Origin of the sequence: Streptomyces sp. NPDC047043, from assembly GCF_040644055.1 — a bacterium.
Taxonomy (GTDB): domain Bacteria; phylum Actinomycetota; class Actinomycetes; order Streptomycetales; family Streptomycetaceae; genus Streptomyces.
On the sequence record NZ_JBEYVO010000024.1, the window covers coordinates 123,074 to 142,483 of the forward strand.

General features: G+C 70.2%; 14 protein-coding genes. 3 read left to right on the forward strand and 11 right to left on the reverse strand.

Translation table 11 applies throughout. From position 1 onward, the window contains the following. Window positions 1–3 precede the first annotated feature (3 nt). From ffh to ABZ880_RS33760, 5 genes are all read right to left on the reverse strand, one after another. A complete protein-coding gene (ffh, locus tag ABZ880_RS33740) occupies window positions 4–1,557 on the reverse strand; it encodes a signal recognition particle protein (protein WP_361270759.1) in 1,554 nt (517 codons plus the stop codon). An 84-nt stretch (window positions 1,558–1,641) separates the two neighbouring features. Next, window positions 1,642–4,089: a [protein-PII] uridylyltransferase gene (locus ABZ880_RS33745; protein ID WP_361270762.1), complete on the reverse strand. Its 2,448-nt coding sequence runs from the start codon at window positions 4,087–4,089 to the stop codon at window positions 1,642–1,644. Window positions 4,090–4,116: 27 nt separating this feature from the next. Continuing rightward, on the reverse strand, window positions 4,117–4,455 hold the full coding sequence (locus ABZ880_RS33750) for a P-II family nitrogen regulator (protein ID WP_003997576.1): 339 nt from the start codon (window positions 4,453–4,455) through the stop codon (window positions 4,117–4,119). Then, window positions 4,452–5,789, reverse strand: a complete 1,338-nt coding sequence (locus tag ABZ880_RS33755; protein WP_361270764.1) for an ammonium transporter — start codon at window positions 5,787–5,789, stop codon at window positions 4,452–4,454. Before ABZ880_RS33755 ends, ABZ880_RS33750 begins: the two co-directional genes overlap by 4 nt. A 314-nt stretch (window positions 5,790–6,103) precedes the next feature. Beyond that, window positions 6,104–7,588: a hypothetical protein gene (locus tag ABZ880_RS33760; protein WP_361270767.1), complete on the reverse strand. Its 1,485-nt coding sequence runs from the start codon at window positions 7,586–7,588 to the stop codon at window positions 6,104–6,106. Between the two features lie 447 nt (window positions 7,589–8,035). On the opposite strand from ABZ880_RS33760, the gene ABZ880_RS33765 reads away from it, so the two are divergent. Next, window positions 8,036–8,692: a bifunctional DNA primase/polymerase gene (locus ABZ880_RS33765; RefSeq protein WP_361270769.1), complete on the forward strand. Its 657-nt coding sequence runs from the start codon at window positions 8,036–8,038 to the stop codon at window positions 8,690–8,692. 86 nt (window positions 8,693–8,778) lie between these two features. Here the strand turns inward: ABZ880_RS33765 and ftsY are convergent, their stop codons facing one another. Then, on the reverse strand, window positions 8,779–9,981 hold the full coding sequence (gene ftsY / locus ABZ880_RS33770; RefSeq protein ID WP_361270772.1) for a signal recognition particle-docking protein FtsY: 1,203 nt from the start codon (window positions 9,979–9,981) through the stop codon (window positions 8,779–8,781). Window positions 9,982–10,084: 103 nt separating this feature from the next. Here ftsY and ABZ880_RS33775 point away from each other — a divergent pair, with 103 nt between their 5' ends. Next, window positions 10,085–11,056 carry an LLM class flavin-dependent oxidoreductase gene (locus tag ABZ880_RS33775; protein ID WP_361270775.1) on the forward strand — a complete coding sequence of 324 codons (972 nt, stop codon included), beginning with the start codon at window positions 10,085–10,087 and terminating at the stop codon, window positions 11,054–11,056. Window positions 11,057–11,143: 87 nt separating this feature from the next. Here ABZ880_RS33775 and ABZ880_RS33780 read toward each other — a convergent pair whose 3' ends face one another. From ABZ880_RS33780 to ABZ880_RS33795, 4 genes are all read right to left on the reverse strand, one after another. After that, a complete protein-coding gene (locus ABZ880_RS33780) occupies window positions 11,144–12,562 on the reverse strand; it encodes a sugar porter family MFS transporter (RefSeq protein ID WP_361270778.1) in 1,419 nt (472 codons plus the stop codon). 198 nt (window positions 12,563–12,760) lie between these two features. Beyond that, complete coding sequence (gene smc / locus ABZ880_RS33785; protein ID WP_361270780.1) at window positions 12,761–16,372, reverse strand: chromosome segregation protein SMC; 3,612 nt, start codon at window positions 16,370–16,372, stop codon at window positions 12,761–12,763. 208 nt (window positions 16,373–16,580) lie between these two features. Beyond that, window positions 16,581–16,784: a hypothetical protein gene (locus ABZ880_RS33790; RefSeq protein ID WP_016432419.1), complete on the reverse strand. Its 204-nt coding sequence runs from the start codon at window positions 16,782–16,784 to the stop codon at window positions 16,581–16,583. 383 nt (window positions 16,785–17,167) lie between these two features. Further along, window positions 17,168–17,449, reverse strand: a complete 282-nt coding sequence (locus ABZ880_RS33795) for an acylphosphatase (RefSeq protein WP_361270783.1) — start codon at window positions 17,447–17,449, stop codon at window positions 17,168–17,170. A gap of 168 nt (window positions 17,450–17,617) precedes the next feature. Between ABZ880_RS33795 and ABZ880_RS33800 the strand changes: the two genes are divergently transcribed. After that, window positions 17,618–18,733: a CAP domain-containing protein gene (locus tag ABZ880_RS33800; protein ID WP_361270785.1), complete on the forward strand. Its 1,116-nt coding sequence runs from the start codon at window positions 17,618–17,620 to the stop codon at window positions 18,731–18,733. Window positions 18,734–18,746: 13 nt separating this feature from the next. Here ABZ880_RS33800 and ABZ880_RS33805 read toward each other — a convergent pair whose 3' ends face one another. Then, complete coding sequence (locus tag ABZ880_RS33805; RefSeq protein ID WP_361270788.1) at window positions 18,747–19,328, reverse strand: flavodoxin family protein; 582 nt, start codon at window positions 19,326–19,328, stop codon at window positions 18,747–18,749. Window positions 19,329–19,410 lie beyond the last annotated feature (82 nt).

Here is a 19,410-nt window from a genome sequence, read left to right on the forward strand (position 1 = left end):
GACTCAGCCCATGAACTTCTTGAACTCGTCCGGCAACTCGAAGTCCTGAGGCGCCTGCTGGCCCGGCACGCCGAAGGCGTTGCCGCCCTGAGCGGCCGCCGCCCGGCGTGCGGCCTCCTCCTGCTCCTGCTGCTTGCGCTTCATCGGGTTGCCGGAACGCTGCTTGCCCTTGGCCTTCTTGGGCTGCTTCTTGGATCGACCGGGACCACCGCCCATGCCCGGCATCCCGGGCATACCCGGCATGCCGCCGCCCTGGGCCATGCGGGACATCATCTTGCGGGCCTCGAAGAACCGCTCGACCAGGTTCTTGACCGCGCCGACCTCGACGCCGGAACCCTTGGCGATACGGGCGCGACGCGAGCCGTTGATGATCGTCGGCTCCTGGCGCTCGCCCGGCGTCATCGACTTGATGATGGCGGCCGTGCGGTCGACGTCCCGCTCGTCCAGGTTGTTGATCTGGTCCTTGATCTGGCCCATGCCCGGGAGCATGCCGAGCAGCTTGCTGATGCTGCCCATCTTCCGGACCTGCTCCATCTGGGCCAGGAAGTCGTCCAGGGTGAAGTCCTGGCCCTTCTTGGACGCCAGCTTGGAGGCCATCTTCTCGGCCTCTTCCTGGCTGAACGTCTTCTCCGCCTGCTCGATCAGGGTGAGCAGGTCACCCATGTCGAGGATGCGGGAGGCCATCCGGTCAGGGTGGAAGGCGTCGAAGTCGTCGAGTTTCTCGCCGTTCGACGCGAACATGATCGGCTTGCCGGTGATCTGGCGGATCGACAGGGCCGCACCACCGCGGGCGTCGCCGTCGAGCTTGGAGAGCACCACGCCGTCGAAGCCGACGCCGTCGCGGAAGGCCTCGGCGGTGTTGACCGCGTCCTGACCGATCATCGCGTCGACGACGAAGAGGATCTCGTCCGGGGAGACCGCGTCCCGGATGTCCGCGGCCTGCTGCATCATGTCCTGGTCGATGCCCAGGCGGCCGGCGGTGTCCACGATCACGATGTCGTGGACCTTGGTCCGGGCGTGCTCGATGGAGTCCTTGGCGACCTTGACCGGGTCACCCACGCCGTTGCCGGGCTCCGGAGCGTATACGGCCACCCCGGCCCGCTCGGCGACGACGCTCAGCTGGTTCACCGCGTTCGGGCGCTGGAGGTCGGCGGCGACCAGCAGCGGGGAGTGCCCCTGCTCCTTCAGCCAGCGGCCGAGCTTGCCCGCGAGGGTGGTCTTACCGGCACCCTGCAGACCCGCCAGCATGATCACGGTCGGCGGCTGCTTGGCGAAGCGCAGACGACGGGTCTCGCCGCCGAGGATGGTGACCAGTTCCTCGTTGACGATCTTGAGGACCTGCTGGGCCGGGTTCAGCGCCCGGGAGACCTCGGCACCGAGGGCGCGCTCCTTGACGTTCTTGATGAACGTACGGACGACGGGCAGGGCCACGTCCGCCTCGAGGAGCGCGATGCGGATCTCGCGCGCGGTGGCGTCGATGTCCGCCTCGGAGAGCCGTCCCTTGCCGCGCAGGTTCTTGAAAGTCGCTGAGAGGCGATCGGAAAGAGTATCGAACACGGCGCTCGCGGTCCTCGGGGTCGGTGGCTGCGGATGAATCGCCCTCCAGGGTATCCCGGCTCACCACGACACCGGGATCCCGTGTCAGCCCCGCAACGTCTCCTCCAGCTTCCTGGCCACGGAGGCCGCCTCCTCGCCGGGCAGGGGCGCTCCCTCGGAGCCGGTCACATAGAAGGCGTCCACGGCGTTGGCACCCAGTGTCGACACATGCATGCTGCGCACCCGCACCTTGGCGTCGTCCAGCGCCCGCCCGATCCGGTGCAGCAGGCCGGGAGCGTCCTGCGCCCGCACCTCGATCACCGTGGCCAGGCGTGAGGCGGCCGACGCGACCGTCACCCGGGGCGGTGGAGCCACGACACCCCGGCGGCGCGGATAGGCGGCGTCGCGCTCGGCGAGCCGGCCCGCGATGTCCAGGGAGCCGTCCAGCGCCCGTACGAGATCCGCGCGCAGCCGGGCCGCCTGGGGCAGCGAGCCGTACTCGGCGGCGACCCGCCAGTCCAGCAGCAGGACCGAGCCCTCGACGCCGTCCGGCAGGTCCAGGGCGCGCAGTTCGGCGGTGCGGACGGTCAGGCGGTGCATGGCGAGGACGCCGGCGACCGCGGGCAGCACGCCCGGCTGGTCCGGTACGGCGATGAGCAGCTCCACGCCGAGCGGTTCGGGGTCGCCGGAGGCCTGTTCCTCCGTCGGCGGTTCGGTCTGGGCGCGCAGGGACAGCACCGGACTGCCCGTGGCGATCGCCTCGATGGCGAGCCGCTCCTGCTCGGCGGTGGGCGCCGCGGCCTCCGGCTCGTCCGGGGCGTCCCCGGCGAGTACGGCCGCGACCCGCTTGACCAGGTCGGCGACGAGCGAGCCGCGCCAGGACGACCAGGCGGCCGGGCCGGTGGCCAGCGCGTCCGCCTCGGTCAGCGCGTGCAGCAGCTCCAGGGTGCCCTGCGAGCCGACCGCGTCGGCGACCGACCGCACGGTGGCCGGGTCCTCCAGGTCACGGCGGGTGGCGGTGTCCACGAGCAGCAGGTGGTGGCGTACGAGGATCGCGAGTACGGCGACGTCCTCGCGGTCGAAGCCGATGCGCGCGGCGACGTCCTTGGCGATGATCTCGCCGGCCACGGAGTGGTCGCCGGGCCAGCCCTTGCCGATGTCGTGCAGCAGGGCGGCGACCAGGAGGAGGTCGGGGCGGTGGACACGGCGGGTGAACTCGGAGGCGCGGACGGCCGTTTCGATCAGGTGCCGGTCGACGGTCCAGATGTGCACGGCGTTGCGCTGCGGCCGGCAGCGCACCCGCTCCCAGTCCGGAAGCAGCCGTGTGATCAGGCCTTCCGCCTCCAGCGCCTCCCAGACCTCGATGGTGGGGTGGCCGGAGCCGAGCAGGGTGACCAGTTGTTCGCGCGCCTCGGCGGGCCACGGTGTGGGCATGGGGCGCACATGGGCGGCCAGGCGCCGTACGGCGTGCAGGGAGAGCGGGAGGCCGGCCTGTGCGGCGGCGGCCGCGGCGCGCAGCGGCAGCACGGGGTCGCGCTCGGGGCGTGCGGCACGGGCGAGCACCACCTCGCCGTCCTGCTCGACCACGCCTTCGGCCAGCGGGGAGCGCTCGGCGACCGGCTTGCCGCCGCCCAGCATGGCGCGCAGCCGCGGCCGCACGGAGCGCGACCTGAGCACACGCCCCACCTCGCGCCAGGTGACGTCACTGGCGTAGGAGATGACCCGCGCCGCCTCGTACACCTGCCGCAGCAGCGTGTCCGCGTCGAGCAGGCCGAGCTCGGCGGCGACCTGGTCCTGCTCCTGGAGCGCGAGCCGGTCGGTGGCGCGCCCGGTGGTGAGGTGCAGCGCGTCGCGTACGTCGAGCAGCCGGCGCCGGGCGTCGTCGAGGCCCTCGCGCGGCGCGTCGGCCAGCCAGGAGGCGGCGACGGCGCGCAGGGCGGTGGCGTCGCGGAGGCCGCCGCGGGCCTCCTTGAGGTCGGGCTCCAGCAGGTACTGCAGCTCGCCCTGGCGCTCTGCGCGCTCGGCGCACAGCTCCTGGAGTTCGGGGAGACGTTTCGGCGCCTGGTTGCGCCAGTCGGCGAGGACGGCCGTGCGCAGACCGGCGGTCAGTCCGAGGTCACCGGCGATGTGCCGGGCGTCCAGAAGGCCGAGCTGGACCTTCAGGTCCTCCGCGGCCGTCTTGCGGGCCTCGGCCGGCGTACGCACCGAGTGGTCGAGGGAGAGGCCGAGGTCCCAGACCGGGTACCAGATGCGGTCGGCCAGGGCGGCGACCGCCTTGGAGTCGCTGCCGTCGTGGAGGAGGAGCAGGTCCAGGTCGCTGCGCGGGGACAGCTCGCCGCGGCCGTAGCCGCCGACGGCGACCAGGGACGCGCCGCGCAGGTCCTCGGCGCCGGCGGCGAAGAGGCCGGTCAGCCAGTCGTCGGTCAGTTCCGACAGCGCCTTACGGCGCGGCGGCCCGGACTGCGCACCCTCGGTGAGGAGACGCAGCCGGGCCGCCGCATAGCCGCTGGGTCCCGAGTCCTCTGCTTCCTTGCGCACGTCCGTACTCGACACCCAGCGACTCCTGTCCTTCTTCTTCTGTTAGAGCGCGTCCGGGCCGCGCTCGCCGGTCCGGACCCGTACGGCCGTCTCGACCGGGAGGGACCAGACCTTGCCGTCACCGATCTTGCCGGTGCGGGCGGCCTTGACGATGACGTCGATCAGCTGCTCGGCGTCGTCGTCCTCGGCCAGTACCTCGATGCGGATCTTGGGGACCAGGTCGACGGTGTACTCGGCACCGCGGTAGACCTCGGTGTGGCCCCTCTGACGACCGTAACCGCTCGCCTCGGTGACCGTCAGGCCGTGTACGCCGAAGGCCTGGAGGGCTTCCTTGATCTCGTCGAGCCGGTGGGGCTTGACGACGGCGGTGATGAGCTTCATGCGTCCACCTTCTTGCTGTCGGCGCCGACGCCGGCCGGGACGGCGGTCTTGGCCAGGCCGCCGCCGGCACCGCTGAAGTCGTATGCGGTCTCGGCGTGCTCCGCCTGGTCGATACCGGAGATCTCCTCGTCCTCGGTGACCCGCATACCAATGGTCTTGTCGAGGAGGAAGGCGAGGACCGCGGAGGCGATCAGGGAGTAGGCGAGGACCGCGCCGACACCGGCGAACTGCTTCCACAGCTGGGTGAAGGAGTGGTCGCCGTAGAAGACGCCGGTCGCGGTGGACTGGCCCTTGCCGGTGGCGAAGAAGCCGATGAGCAGGGAGCCGATGATGCCGCCGACCATGTGGACACCGACGACGTCCAGGGAGTCGTCGTAGCCGAACTTGTACTTCAGGCCCACGGCCGCGGCGCAGGCGACACCGGCGATGGCACCGACGGCGATCGCGCCCAGCGGGCTGACCGCACCACCGGACGGGGTGATCGCGACCAGACCGGCGACCGCACCCGAGGCAGCGCCCAGCGTGGTGAACGCGCCGTGGCGGATCTTCTCGTAGGCGAGCCAGGCCAGCATGGCGGCGGCGGTGGCGACCTGGGTGTTGACGAACATCAGCGCGCCGACGCCGTCGTCGTTGCCGAGCCACGAACCGGCGTTGAAGCCGAACCAGCCGAACCACAGCAGACCGGCGCCGAGCATGACCAGCGGGAGGCTGTGCGGGCGCATCGGGTCCTTCTTGAAGCCGACGCGCTTGCCGATGACCAGGATCACACCGAGGGCGCCGGCACCGGCGTTGATGTGGACCGCGGTACCACCGGCGAAGTCGATCACACCGAGCTTGAAGGCCCAGCCGTCGGCACCCCAGACCCAGTGGGCGACCGGGACGTAGACGACCGTCAGCCACAGGGCGACGAAGAGCGCCCAGGCCGAGAACTTGACGCGGTCCGCGATGGCACCGCTTATCAGGGCCGGGGTGATGATGGCGAACATCATCTGGAAGACCATGAAGACGAAGATCGGGATGGTGTAGCCGTCCCAGAGCTCTGTCAGCCCGACGTTGCTGAGGCCGAACCAGTCGGAGTTCCAGCCGATGAGGCTGTTGTTCGTACCGAAGGCGAGGGAGAAGCCGTAAAGCACCCACAGAATGGTGACGATGCCGATGCTGATGAAGCTCATCATCAGCATGTTGAGAGTGCTCTTGACGCGGACCATGCCTCCGTAGAAGAAGGCGAGACCCGGGGTCATGATCAGCACCAGGGCGGAACAGATGAGCATGAAGCCTGTGTTGGCGGCAGACAGCTTGGGTGCCTCCGCGGCAAGCGTGATGGCTGGTGCCATCGGCGTCTCCTCGTCGTTGGTACGGCCCCGTGCGGGCAGAGCCTTAAGCGGTCAAGAGGGGTGGGCCGGTTATGCGCCATGAGATTGGCGCAGCGCCGTTTCGGTGGAAGCCCCTCGTTGTTTCGCCGCCGTGACGAAGACGCCTTGCGTGTTACGCGTCGATGAACTGCCGGATGTCGGCCGGGACGATCGTTATCGTGGCGCAACCTTCGCAGAAGGTCGAGATCCGGCCGCGGGCGGCCTTCCGATGACCTGGCACGGGGGAGCCGAGTCGGGCAGTTCGGGAAGGCCGGCCGCGGCCGGGGCCTAGGGGATCAGACCGCTTCGGCGGTCTCCGGGAGCTCGATCGCGAGCTTCTCGGTGAGGTCCACGACCTCGGCCAGGTCCCCGAAGTCGCGTACGGCCGTGTCGACCGTCTTTCGAATACGAGTGTTCACGCGCTCGGAGCGGACCTTCTTGGCGATGTGCATGGCCTGCTCGGCCAGCTCCGCACTCCGTTCGGGCTCGCGCTGCAGCAGGTGGACCGTGGCCATGCCGATCAGGTTCAGTGCGTACGACCGCTGGTGCTCGGCGTCCTGGGCGAACAGCTCGACCGCCCGCTGCATGACGGGCTCGGCGAGCGAGGCGTACGTGGGGCTGCGGCCCGCGACGTAGGCGAGGTCGCGGTAGGAGTGGCTGTTCTCGCCGTGCAGCTCGGCCTCGGAGAAGAAGCGGATCCAGTCGGGGTCCGGGTCGTCCCACTCGTCGACGTCGGCGAAGGTGTCCTCGGCCATCCGGACCGCCCGCTTGCACTTGCCGGGCTGCCCCATGTTGGCGTAGGCGCGAGCCTCCATCGCATACAGCATCGACTGGGTGCGCGGGCTCGCGCAGTCCCGGCTGCCGTACTGCGCGAGGTGGATCAGCTCCAGCGCGTCGTCGGGCCGCCCGAGGTGGATCATCTGGCGGCTCATGCTGGACAGGACGTACGAGCCGAGCGGCTTGTCGCCGGCCTCCTTGGCGGCGTGCAGGGCGAGGACGAAGTACTTCTGCGCGGTCGGCTGCAGCCCGATGTCGTACGACATCCAGCCGGCCAGCTCGGCCAGCTCGGCGGCGACCTTGAACAGCTTGCGGGTGGTGGTCTCGGGCTGGGGTTCCTGGAGGAGGTCGGTCACCTCGTGCAGCTGGCCCACGACGGCCTTGCGGCGCAGGCCGCCGCCGCACTGGGCGTCCCACTGGCGGAACATCACCGTGGTGGACTCCAGGAGGTCCAGCTCCGGCCGGGAGAGGCGGCCGCCGCGGCGGCTCGCGGCAAACGGCTCGGGCTCCGGCTGCGGGGCCTGCGGCCCGGGCACCAGCCAGCGCTGCATCGGCTCGATGAGGGACGGGCCCGCGGACAGGGCCAGCGAGGTCCCGAGGAAGCCGCGCCGCGCCAGCATCAGGTCGCTGCGCGAGAACTCGCTGAGCAGGGCCACCGTCTGCGGGCCCGTCCAAGGCAGGTCGACGCCGGACACGGAGGGTGACTGGCGCGCGGCGCGCAGGCCGAGGTCCTCGACGGAGACCACACAGCCGAAGCGCTCGGAGAACAGCTCGGACAGGATCCTGGGGATGGGCTCGCGGGGGTTCTCGCCGTCCAGCCAGCGGCGCACCCGGGAGGTGTCCGTGGAGATGTGGTTGGCGCCCAACTGGCGCGCCCGGCGGTTGACTTGGCGGGCGAGCTCGCCCTTCGACCAGCCGCTGCGCACGAACCAGGACGCGAGCAGCTCGTTGGGGCGCTTCTCCGTGCTGGTCGCGGTCGTCCCGCTTCCGCCGTTGCCGCTCACTGGAACGCCCCCATCCCTGAGACCACTTGTCGCTGAGTGCGCCAAGCCCTATCAGAATGCCGGTAAATACGGCTGCCCGTCCGCCGGTTGTCACCCTTCGAACGGGATGCCTACTTGCCTCCGGCATACCCACGAGTGCATGTGCCCCCAGGACTCGTGCACTCAAAGTAATCCTACGATCACCCGTCCAGCCATGGCGATCCCGGAAACGCCACCATTCGCCACCCCTTCGAATGAACTCACGGTGGCCTCCACGCGATTCACTTGACATAGGACGGCCGGGAGTAGGCGGAGCGGTGCACTCTGGGGCGCGCACCGTCGAGTTCACCACCCGGGGCACTTCGGAGCGCCGCCTGGACCGAGCGGAGCCGGTGAGCCCGGAACACACAGGGTCACGTTCCGCATCCGCGTCGTAACCACCGACGCGTCGGACACGTTGGAGGGGGCATGGGCTTCACGATCGGCGGCATCCGGGAGATTCGCTCCGGCTCGCGTCGGCGCGGCCGCTCCTCGGAGTGCACCGCCGTCGCCGAGTTCACCGGGCTCTGGGGCTGGGACGTCGTACCGGGCGCGCGGGCCGCGGCGGGCGCCTGTTCCTGCGGCCGGGCGGACTGCAGCGCACCGGGGGCGCACCCCTTGGACTTCGCGCCCCAGGTGCCGGCCGGCGCCACGCTCGACGAAGTGACCAAGGCGTGGGGCGAGTTCCCCGGAGCGTCCGTGATGCTGGCGGTCGGCCGCGCCTTCGACGTGATCGAGGTGGCCGAGCCCGCCGGCCGCCGCGCCCTGGTCCGGCTGGAGCGCATGGGCCTGCCCCTCGGCCCGGTCACCGCGACCCCCGAGGGCCGCGCCCACTTCTTCGTCGCCCCCGGCGCCGCCGCCGAGCTCCCCGAGCTCCTCTACCGCATGGGCTGGGACGACCCGACGTCCCTCGACCTCCGCGGCCTCGGCCCCGGCACGTACATCACGGCCCCGCCCTCCGACCGGGGCGGACTGGGCCCGGCGCGCTGGCTACGGCCTCCGGCGCTGGACTCGGCTACGAAGCCGCCGGCGGCGCGGTTGCTGCTGGGGACGCTGGCCTACGTGGCGCACCGGTCGCGCGCATAGTCGTACACAGCGAAGCGCCCGTCCCCAACTGCACCTTGGGGGCGGGCGCTTCTCCGACCACGTACCGAAGTTGGTAGGTGGTGGTTTCACTCTCCGATAAGGGCGTCAACGAACGCCTCCGGCTCGAACGGTGCCAGGTCGTCGGCGCCCTCGCCGAGGCCGACCAGCTTGACCGGCACGCCGAGCTCGCGCTGCACCGCGACCACGATGCCGCCCTTGGCCGTACCGTCCAGCTTGGTCAGGACGATGCCGGTGATGTCGACGACCTCGGCGAAGACGCGGGCCTGGACGAGGCCGTTCTGTCCGGTCGTGGCGTCGAGGACGAGCAGGATCTCGTCGAGCGGGGCGTGCTTCTCGACGACGCGCTTGACCTTGCCGAGCTCGTCCATGAGCCCGGTCTTGGTGTGCAGGCGCCCGGCGGTGTCGATGAGCACGACGTCGGAGCCCATCTCCTTGCCCTCCTTCACCGCGTCGAAGGCGACGGAGGCGGGGTCGCCGCCCTCGGGCCCGCGCACGGTGTGGGCGCCGACCCGCTCGCCCCAGGTCTGCAGCTGGTCGGCGGCGGCGGCACGGAAGGTGTCGGCGGCACCCAGCACGACACTGCGGCCGTCGGCCACCAGGACGCGGGCGAGCTTGCCGGTGGTGGTGGTCTTGCCGGTGCCGTTGACGCCGACGACCATCACGATGCCGGGCTTGCTGGTCTCGGGCTCGGTCCTCACCGTGCGGTCGAAGTCGGTGCCGACCAGCTTCAGGAGCTCCTCGCGCAGCAGGCCGCGCAGCTCGTCGGGGGTGCGGGTGCCGAGGACCTTCACACGCTCGCGCAGGCCGTCGACCAGTTCCTGGGTGGGGGCCACACCGACGTCGGCGGTGAGCAGCGTGTCCTCGATCTCCTCCCAGGTGTCCTCGTCGAGGTGCTCGCGCGACAGGAGCGTGAGCAGCCCCTTGCCGAGCGCGTTCTGGGAGCGGGAGAGACGGGCGCGGAGGCGGACCAGCCGTCCGGCCGTCGGTTCGGGAGCCTCGATCTCGGGGATTTCGAGGGCGGGCGGTTCCTCGACGGCGACCGGGGCCGAGCCGTCCGGAAGATCCACCTCCTCTATCGTCCGGCGCGGTTCGTCGCGGGGCGTCTCGGCCTCGTCGCCGACGTGCGGCTCGGCCGGTGGGGCGGTGATGTCGGGCGCGGCGGGGGGCGGCGGGGGCAGCGACTTCTTGCGCCGGCTGCCGACGATGAGCCCGCCGAGCGCACCGAGCACGACCACGGCGATGACTACAGCAAGGATGACGGTTTCCATAACGCGTCCAGTATCAGTCATGGAGTCCTGCGACACCCCTCTGGATGTCTGACACACCGTCAGCTAACGTCCCCCTCCACACCCGCCCGGTGAAGGGGGCCCCATGCCCGTCACGGTCGTACGTTTCAACCTCGTCGAACCCGGCGCCACCCCTGCCTCGCTCAGCGCCCGCTACAAGGCCGCCCTGGAGATGGCCGCGTACGCCGACGACCGCGGAATCACCACCGTGCAGACGGAGGAGCACCACGGCGTATCGAACAACTGGCTGCCGTCGCCGTTCGCCTTCGCGGGCGCGGTCTTCGGCGCGACCCGGCACATCGCGGTCACCGTCTCGGCGGTCATCGGCCCGCTGCACGACCCGCTGCGGCTGGCCGAGGACATCGCCGTACTGGATCTGCTGAGCGGCGGGCGCCTGGTCACCGTCGCCGGGATCGGGTACCGGCCCGAGGAGTACGCCCAGTTCGACGTGGACTGGAAGCGGCGCGGCCGGCTCCAGGACGAGCTGCTGGAGACGGTGCTCAAGGCGTGGACCGGCGAGGAGTTCGAGTACCGGGGCCGTACGGTACGGGTCACCCCGCGCCCCTTCACCGACCCGCACCCCCTGCTCCTGGTCGGCGGCTCCTCCAAGGCCGCCGCCCGCCGGGCCGCCCGTCTCGGCCTGCCCTTCTTCCCCAGCGCACATCTGCCGGAGCTGGAGGCGTACTACAAGGAGCGGCTCGTCGAGTACGGCACCGAGGGCTGGACCATGATGCCGACCGCCGAGACCCCGCTGCTGCACCTCGCCGAGGACCCGGACCGGGCGTGGGCCGAGCACGGGGAGCACTTCCTGCATGAGGCGCGGACGTACGCCTCCTGGCAGTCCGGTGACATCAAGTCGGCGGTGAGGTCGGCGGCCTCGACCGTGGACGAGCTGCGCGCCGAGGGCGTGTACCGGATCCTCACGCCGGACGAGTGCGTGGTCCAGGGGCTCGACAACCTCGTACTGCATCCGCTGGCCGGCGGGATGCCGGTGGACGAGGGATGGCGGAGTCTGCAGCTGTTCTGCGAAGACGTACTGCCCCGGCTCGGTGGGTGAGCCGGGGCAGTACGTCCTACGGGTGTCGAGGAGCGGGCAGCGGGGACTTGGCCCGGCTCCTCGAGTTCGAGGGCCTCTGGATGAGGCTCAGCCCATCTCCTCCAGCGCCTTGCCCTTCGTCTCCTTCACGAACTTCAGGACGAACGGGATGGAGAGCGCCGCGGAGACCGTGTAGATCACGTAGGTCGCGGAGAGGTTCCAGTCGGCCAGCGACGGGAAGCTCGCGGTGATGGCCCAGTTGGCGATCCACTGCGCGGAGGCGGCCACGCCCAGGGCGGCGGCGCGGATCTTGTTCGGGAACATCTCGCCGAGCATGACCCAGACGACCACACCCCAGGACAGGGCGAAGAAGAGGACGAAGACGTGGGCGGCGATCAGGGCGGTCCAGCCCTGGGCCGCGGGGAGCTTGCCGTCCACCAGGTCGTACGAGAAGGCCCAGGCCTCGAGCGCGAGACCGACGACCATGCCGATCGAACCGATCAGGGCCAGCGGCTTACGGCCGATGCGGTCCACGAAGATCATGGCGATCACGGTGCCGACGATGTTGATGATCGACGTCGTGAAGGAGTAGAAGAACGAGTCCGTCGGGTCGACGCCGACCGACTGCCACAGGGTCGAGGAGTAGTAGAACGCGACGTTGATGCCGACGAACTGCTGGAAGACCGAGAGGCCGATACCGATCCAGACGATCGGCCTGAAGAAGAAGCCACCGCCGAGCAGGTCCTTGAAGGTGGACTTGTGCTCGCTGGTCATCGCGTGCTCGATCTCGGCGACGCGGGCGTCCAGGTCGCTGCTGCCGCCCTCGACCTCGGCGAGGATCTCGCGGGCGCGCTCACGCTTGCCGACGGAGATCAGGAAGCGGGGCGACTCGGGGATGGCGAAGGAGAGCAGGCCGTAGAGGACGGCCGGGACCACCATGACGCCGAGCATGACCTGCCAGGCCTCCAGGCCCATCAGCTTGCCGCGCTGGTCGCCGCCGGCGGCGTTGAGCAGACCCCAGTTGACCAGCTGCGAGATGGCGATGCCGATGACGATCGCGGCCTGCTGGAAGGACCCGAGACGGCCGCGGTACGCGGGCGGGGCGACCTCGGCGATGTAGGCGGGGCCGATGACCGAGGCCATGCCGATGGCGAAGCCGCCGACGACGCGCCACAGGGCGAAGTCCCACAGGGCGAAGGGCAGCGCCGAACCGACGGCGCTGACCGTGAACAGCACGGCGGCGATCTGCATGACCCGGATACGGCCGATGCGGTCGGCTATCCGTCCGGCGTAGGCGGCGCCGATGGCACAGCCGATCAGGGCGATGGCGATGACCTGGGCCAGGGCCGCGGAGCCGATGTCGTAGCGGTCGCGGATCGCCTCGACGGCGCCGTTGATCACGGAGCTGTCGTAGCCGAAGAGGAAACCGCCCATCGCGGCCGCCGCCGCGATGAAGATGACGTGCCCGAGATGATCGGGGTGAGCCGCTCCGGCTCCTGACTTCTGTGCCTGCGCTGTGCTGGTCACGTTCAACTCCTCGGGCCACCGGCAACGTCGCCGGGTGGGGGACCCTTCCAGGTCGGTGATACCTGAAGGTAAAAACAACGTTGCCGAGACTATGCCTTCAAGTTTCGAAGTCAAGAGGTCATGCCTGTGACTTTTCAGTGCAGCTGTGACGAGAATGTGTTCAACTCTTGAAGATGGACGGCTGAAGAGCGGCCGGCCTCAGCGCAGACGCTGGCTGATGACCTTCGAGACACCGTCGCCCTGCATGGAGACGCCGTACAGCGCGTCGGCGACCTCCATGGTCCGCTTCTGGTGCGTGATCACGATCAGCTGCGAGGCTTCCTGCAGCTCCTGCATGATGCGGATCAGCCGCTGCAGGTTGGTGTCGTCGAGGGCGGCCTCGACCTCGTCCATGACGTAGAAGGGGCTCGGCCGGGCCTTGAAGATCGACACCAGCAGCGCTACGGCGGTGAGTGAGCGCTCGCCGCCCGAGAGCAGCGAGAGCCGCTTGACCTTCTTGCCCGGCGGACGGGCCTCGACGTCGACGCCCGTGGTGAGCATGTTGTCGGGATCGGTCAGGATCAGCCGCCCCTCGCCGCCCGGGAACAGCCGGCTGAAGACGCCCTCGAACTCCCGGGCCGTGTCCCAGTAGGCCTCGGTGAAGACCTGCTCGACGCGCTCGTCGACCTCCTTGACGACCTGGAGCAGGTCGGCGCGGGTCTTCTTCAGGTCTTCCAGCTGCTCGCTGAGGAACTTGTGGCGTTCCTCCAGCGCGGCGAACTCCTCCAGGGCGAGCGGATTGACCTTGCCGAGCTGCTGGTAGGCGCGCTCGGCTGCCTTGAGCCGCCTCTCCTGCTCGGCACGGTGGAAGGTCTTGGGCTGGTTGCGGGGATGCTCCGGGTCCTCGGGGAGCTCCTCGCCCTCGGCGGGCGGGGAGGGAGGTACGAGCTGATGGGGGCCGTACTCGGAGACGAGCCCGGCGGGCTCCACGCCCAGCTCCTCCAGCGCCTTGGTCTCCAGCTGCTCGATGCGCATGCGCTTCTCGGCGCCGAGCACCTCGCCGCGGTGGACGGAGTCGGTGAGCTTGTCGAGCTCGGCCTTGAGATCGCGGCCGGTGCCACGGGCGGCGGTCAGTTCCTGCTCGCGCCGGGCCTTGGCGGCGTCCGCCGCGGTGCGCTCGTCCTCGGCCCGCGCGAGCGACACCTCGACGTGCGCGAGCAGCTGCCGCGCACCGGAGGCGACGGCCTCGGCGACGGCGGCCTCGTGCCGCAGCCGGGCCCGGCGCTGCTCGGCACGCGCGCGTGCCTCGCGTTCCGCGCGGGCGGCCCGGTCGAGCGAATCGGCGCGTCCGGCAAGGCCCTTGACGCGTTCCTCGTGCGTACGGACCTGGAGCCGGGCCTCCATCTCGGTCTGCCGGGCATTCGCCCCGTCGGCGGCGAGACGGTCCCGTACCGATGTGTCGGGCTCCTCCTCGACCGGCATCTCCTCGGCGACGGCGAGCCGTTCGGCCAGCTCCTCGACGTCCTGCAGAGCCTTGTCGAGCGCCTCCTGAGCACGGGCAGCGGCGGCCACGGACCGCTCCGCCTCTCCCGCCGCTCCCCTGGCCTGCCCAGCGAGGCGGCCGAGCTGCTGGGCCACGGCGGACTTCTCCCGGTCGGCGGCCCTGCGCCGCTCCCCCAACTCCTCTACGAGCACGGCACATTCCTTGCGGCGCTCGGTGGCCGCGTGCTGTGCCTCGGTGAGTTCCTCGCAGCGGACGGCCAGCTCCTCCAGCTCGGCTGCGGCCTCGTCGACGGAGGCCTGTACTTCGAGGAGGCTGGGGGCGCCGGCGGAACCGCCGTGTGCGAAGTGGGCGCCGAGGAGGTCGCCTTCTGCGGTCACGGCGGTGAGGTCGGGGCGGGAGTAGACGAGGTCCTCGGCGTCTTCGAGGGTGCCGACCACGACGATGCGGTCGAGGAGACGGCGGACGGCAGGCATGAGGTCGCCGGGACCGCGGACGAGGTCGGCGGCGGGAAGTGCCGCATGAGGTCGTTGGGCGTCCGCGGGCTCGTCGTGGCTGGTCGCGCAGTTCCCCGCGCCCCTCGGGTGGGCTGCGGTACCGGTGTCCTCGGGCGTACCCGCCAACAGCAGTGAAGCCCGTCCGCCGTCCTGCTTCCGCAGCAATCGGATCGCGTCCGCCGCGGCGGACGGGGAGGTCACCGCGAGGGCGTCCGCCGCCGCGCCGAAGGCCGCCGCCAGGGCGACCTCGTGGCCCGGGGTCACCGTCAGCAGCTCAGCCGCGGGGCCCAACAACCCGGTGAGACGGTCCTTCGCGCCCAGCAGCGCGCCCGTTCCGTCCTTCCTGCGCAACCCCATCGCCAGCGCCTCGTGCCGCGCCTGGGTCGCCGCCCGCTTCCGCTCCGCCGCCGTGGCCGCCTCACGGGCGGCGGTCAGGGCGGCCTCCGCCTCGGTCAGCGCCGCCTTCGCCGCGTCGTGCTGCTCGCCGAGTTCCGCGTCCCCGGCGTCGAGGCCGTCGACCTCGGCCTTGAGCGCCTCGTACTCCTCCTGGGCGGCGGCGGCACGTTCCTGCGCCTCGTCGCGCGCGGCGGCCAGCCGGTCGATCTCGGCCTGGGCGGAGGCGGCGCGTGAACGGGCCGCGTTGACCTGGCCGTTCAGCCGGGCGAGGCCCTCGCGACGGTCGGCGATGGCGCGGGCGACGTCCTTCAGCCGCCGTTCCTCCTGAGTGAGTTCGCGCTCGAGCTCGGCGCGGTGCGCGACCGTGTCCTCCAGGGCCCGCTCGGCCGCCTCCAGGGCCGCCTCGAGCTCGGCCTCCTGCTCACGGATGCGGGCGGCCTCGCGCTCCATGTCCTCGGGGTCGCGGCCGCGCCGCTCCTCCGGCGGCGCCGAGGTCGCGCTCTTCACGCGCGCGTCGGCCAGCGAGATCGTGCCGCGCACCCGCTCGGCGAGCTGCGAGAGCTCGTACCAGGTCTGCTGGGCGCGCTGCAGCCGCGGCGCGAGCTGTCGTACCTCGTCCTCCAGGAGCGCCTCTCGCTGCAGCGCCTTCTTCAGCTCCTGCTCGGCGGTTTCCTTGCGTTCCTTGAGCGCGGCCTCGTCCGCGACCTCGGTCTTCAGCGCCTCCCGCAGTCGTACGAGATCGTCGGCGAGGAGGCGCAGGCGGGCGTCGCGCAGGTCGGCCTGGATGACGGCGGCCCTGCGGGCGACGGCGGCCTGACGGCCGAGGGGCTTGAGCTGGCGGCGGAGTTCGTCCGTCAGGTCCTGCACACGCGCGAGGTTGGCCTGCATCGCGTCCAGTTTCCTGAGCGCCTTCTCCTTGCGCTTGCGGTGCTTGAGGACGCCGGCCGCCTCCTCGATGAAGGCGCGGCGGCCCATGGGGTCGGCGTGCAGGACGGAGTCGAGCTGGCCCTGGCCGACGATGACGTGCATCTCGCGGCCGATGCCGGAGTCGGAGAGGAGTTCCTGGATGTCGAGGAGACGGCAGGTGTCGCCGTTGATCTGGTACTCGCTGCCGCCGTTGCGGAACATGATCCGCGTGATGGTGACCTCGGCGTACTCGATGGGCAGTGCGCCGTCCGAGTTGTCGATGGTCAGCGAAACCTCGGCACGCCCGAGTGGCGGACGCCCGGTGGTGCCGGCGAAGATGACGTCCTCCATCTTGCCGCCGCGCAGCGACTTGGCACCCTGCTCGCCCATGACCCAGCTCAGGGCGTCCACGACGTTGGACTTGCCCGAGCCGTTCGGTCCCACGACACACGTGATCCCCGGCTCGAACCGGAGCGTGGTCGCCGAGGCGAACGACTTGAACCCGCGGAGGGTCAGGGCCTTGAGGTGCACGCCGCTGGACTCTACCTTCCGCCGGTATCTCACTCCATGAACCCGCGGTTTCACCCTTGAACGTGCAGGGCACACCAAACGTTAAAGAGGGTGAAAGGATGCGCGGGGGAAAGAAAGAAGGGACGCCGAAGCGTCCCTTGCAAACTCTGACAACTCAAGCGGTTGATACGGGCGGCCCAACCACTGCTGTCGTGGTGCGATGCAGTGATCAGGTGAGCGCAGGCTCCGCCTGGTGTGCGTCGATGCTCTCCATGATCCTGTCGTGAGAAGCGGCAGCCGCGAGCGCGTCGTTCTCCGCCTGGATCCGTACGAGCTCGGATTCCAGGTCCTGGACGCGCTGCTGGAGCCGTCGCATCTCGGCGAGGAGTCGAGGGTCGGAGCCGCCGACGTAACCGAGAAGCGCCTTTGCCATGATGGATGGTCCTCCACACTGAGTGACCGACCGAAGCGGTGTGGGTCGTGAGGGAATCGCACCCGCGGTGCTTGACACTCTTGAGTTCATGCTGCCGTTCATCCATGCCAAACAGCTAAGGTGCGCGGGGTGCTTTCAGCGTCTCACCAAAAAGTTTGACGGTCAACACGATCACGCCCTGTATTGGCGGGCAACCCGGGTGCGCGCGGCCGGAAAGCGGCGGCGCCGCGACTTCTGCGGGGCCCTCAGGGCGTGGCGATCATTCTTAGGTGCGGAGCCTGCCAGAGCAATCGGTTCTTGGCAACCACCAGGCAATTTCTGCTCCGGGCAGCTGCCGGTGGCATGTTCTTCCGCTTCCGCCAGGCCCTCTTTACATAATCCGGTCAGCGGATGGCGAAGCCGTCGTAGCCTCCGCGAGGTGTGTCCCAGATCTCGGTGACACCGTCCACACGCCCGGGCGTGTCGTCGCCCTGGAGCCAGTCGAGGAGACCCTCGCAGCGCTCCCGAGGGCCCTCCGCGACCACCTGGACCCGGCCGTCTCCCAAATTGAGAGCAAAACCACTCAGGCTGCCGAGCTCGAGGGCCTTGGCCCGCGTGAACCAGCGAAAACCCACACCTTGGACGCGTCCCCGCACCCAGGCAACCAACCGCACATCCTCGCTCATGGATGCAACCTAACGGGCCAATGTCTCTTGGGACACTTCCTCCTCTGGCGCCATGCGGTACCGTCCCCACCCAATGAATCTCATATGAAACTCACTCGATCGAGTGACTTGCGTCACCCGCAAGATCGTATGGGACAGGTTGATCGCAAGGACGAGGAAGGCCAACACATGGGACGCCACCGACGCTCCGCCGCCGGCCGCGCCGCCACAGGCCGCGCCACGGGGGTCACAGGAAGGGACGGCTCGTACACGAGCAGCTACGACCCCCGGCAGTACTCGTACAGCTACGACCCGCCGCAGCAGTACGCGGGTGACGAGCCCACGCTGGGCACCGCCCCGTATCTGAACTCCGACCCGCGTCCGGGCTCCGAGGAGTACGCCGAGGCCTCCGCGAGGAGTGCGGCGTACCTGTTCGCGACGGAGGACGACTACACCGTCGTCTTCCCCGAGCACGGCCTCGGCCCCGACGGCGGACGGCGCGGGAAGTCCGGCCGGCGGCGCAAGAAGAAGGCCGTGACGCCCGTGAAGAGCGGGCTGCTCGGTGTCTCCGCGGCCGTCGCCATCGGCACGGTCGCGGTCGCCACGGGCGCGGTGCCGGGCCTGGACAACTACAAGCTCGGCGGCGGCACCGGCGACAAGGTGCAGGCCGCGAACACGCCGTCGAACTCCGCGACCGAGCAGGGCGGCACGTCCGGCAGTGCCCAGAGCCGCGACGACGGTTCCTCGACGAGCCGCGACGCCGAACGCTCGCCGTCCCCGGCGCCGTCCACCTCCTCGGCCGCGCCCACCACAGAGGCGCCGACGAAGAAGCCGAAGGCGACGCCCACGAAGAAGCCGAAGACCCCGCCTTCGAAGAAGGAGACCAAGCCGCCCAAGGAGACCACCGCCCCGGTGACGGTCTCCGCGGAGGCCGCCGCCGAGGCGGAGGTGCTCAAGCTGGTCAACGAGGAGCGGGCCAAGGTCGGCTGCAGCGCGGTGGCCGCCAACAGCACGCTGTCGGACCTGGCGGAGAAGTTCAGCGAGGCCATGGCCGCCGAGGGCTTCTTCGACCACACCGACCCGAGCGGCGCCTCGCCGTGGGACCGGGCGGCGAAGCTCGGCATAACCACCCTCGGCGGCGAGAACATAGCCCGGGGCCAGGCCGACGCGGCCGCGGTGATGGAGGCCTGGATGAACAGCCCCGGCCACCGCGCCAACATCCTGAACTGCGACTTCAAGACCCTCGGGGTCGGCGTGCACTTCGGGTCGGGCGGCCCGTGGTGGACGCAGGACTTCGGCTACTAGTCCCCCTACGGCGTCAGGCGGCGCGCCCCAGCAGGAACACCCGTGCCGTCTCCGTGACCCGGCGGCCCAGGTGCTCCGCGGTCTGGATGTCCGCCTTGTGGACGGCGTCCGGGCCCTCGTCGACGTTGGTCTGGGCGGCCGCGCCCGCGAAGACGCCGAGGCGGTTGAGGTCGTGCTCGGAACCCTCGCTGTTGTTCCAGCCCGGGTGCAGGCCGAGGTTGACCCAGTGCATGCCGTGCTGCCCGGCGAGGATCTGGAAGAACTGCAGGGTGTGCAGCTTGTCGCCGCTCTTGGAGCCGGAGTTGGTGAAGCCGGCCGCCAGCTTGTCCTTCCAGTCCTGCCCGAACCAGCGCTTCGAGGACGCCTCGGCGAAGACGTGGAAGGCGCCGGACGCCGTACCCATGTAGGTCGGTGAGCCGAAGACGATGGCGTCCGAGCCGTCCAGCAGCGCCCACTGCTCGTCGGTGATCTCGTCGACGTTGATCAGATGCACCTCGGCGCCCGCCTCGACGGCACCGGCACGGACGGCCTCGGCGAGGACGGTGGTGTGGCCGTAGCCGGAGTGGTAGGCGATGGAGACAACGGGGGTGGTCACGATGGGTACTCCTGGAATGAGCAGGTCGCTGACAATGACAAAAGGAAAGCACTAACTTCTGGTTAGTGCAACCTGTCGGTTA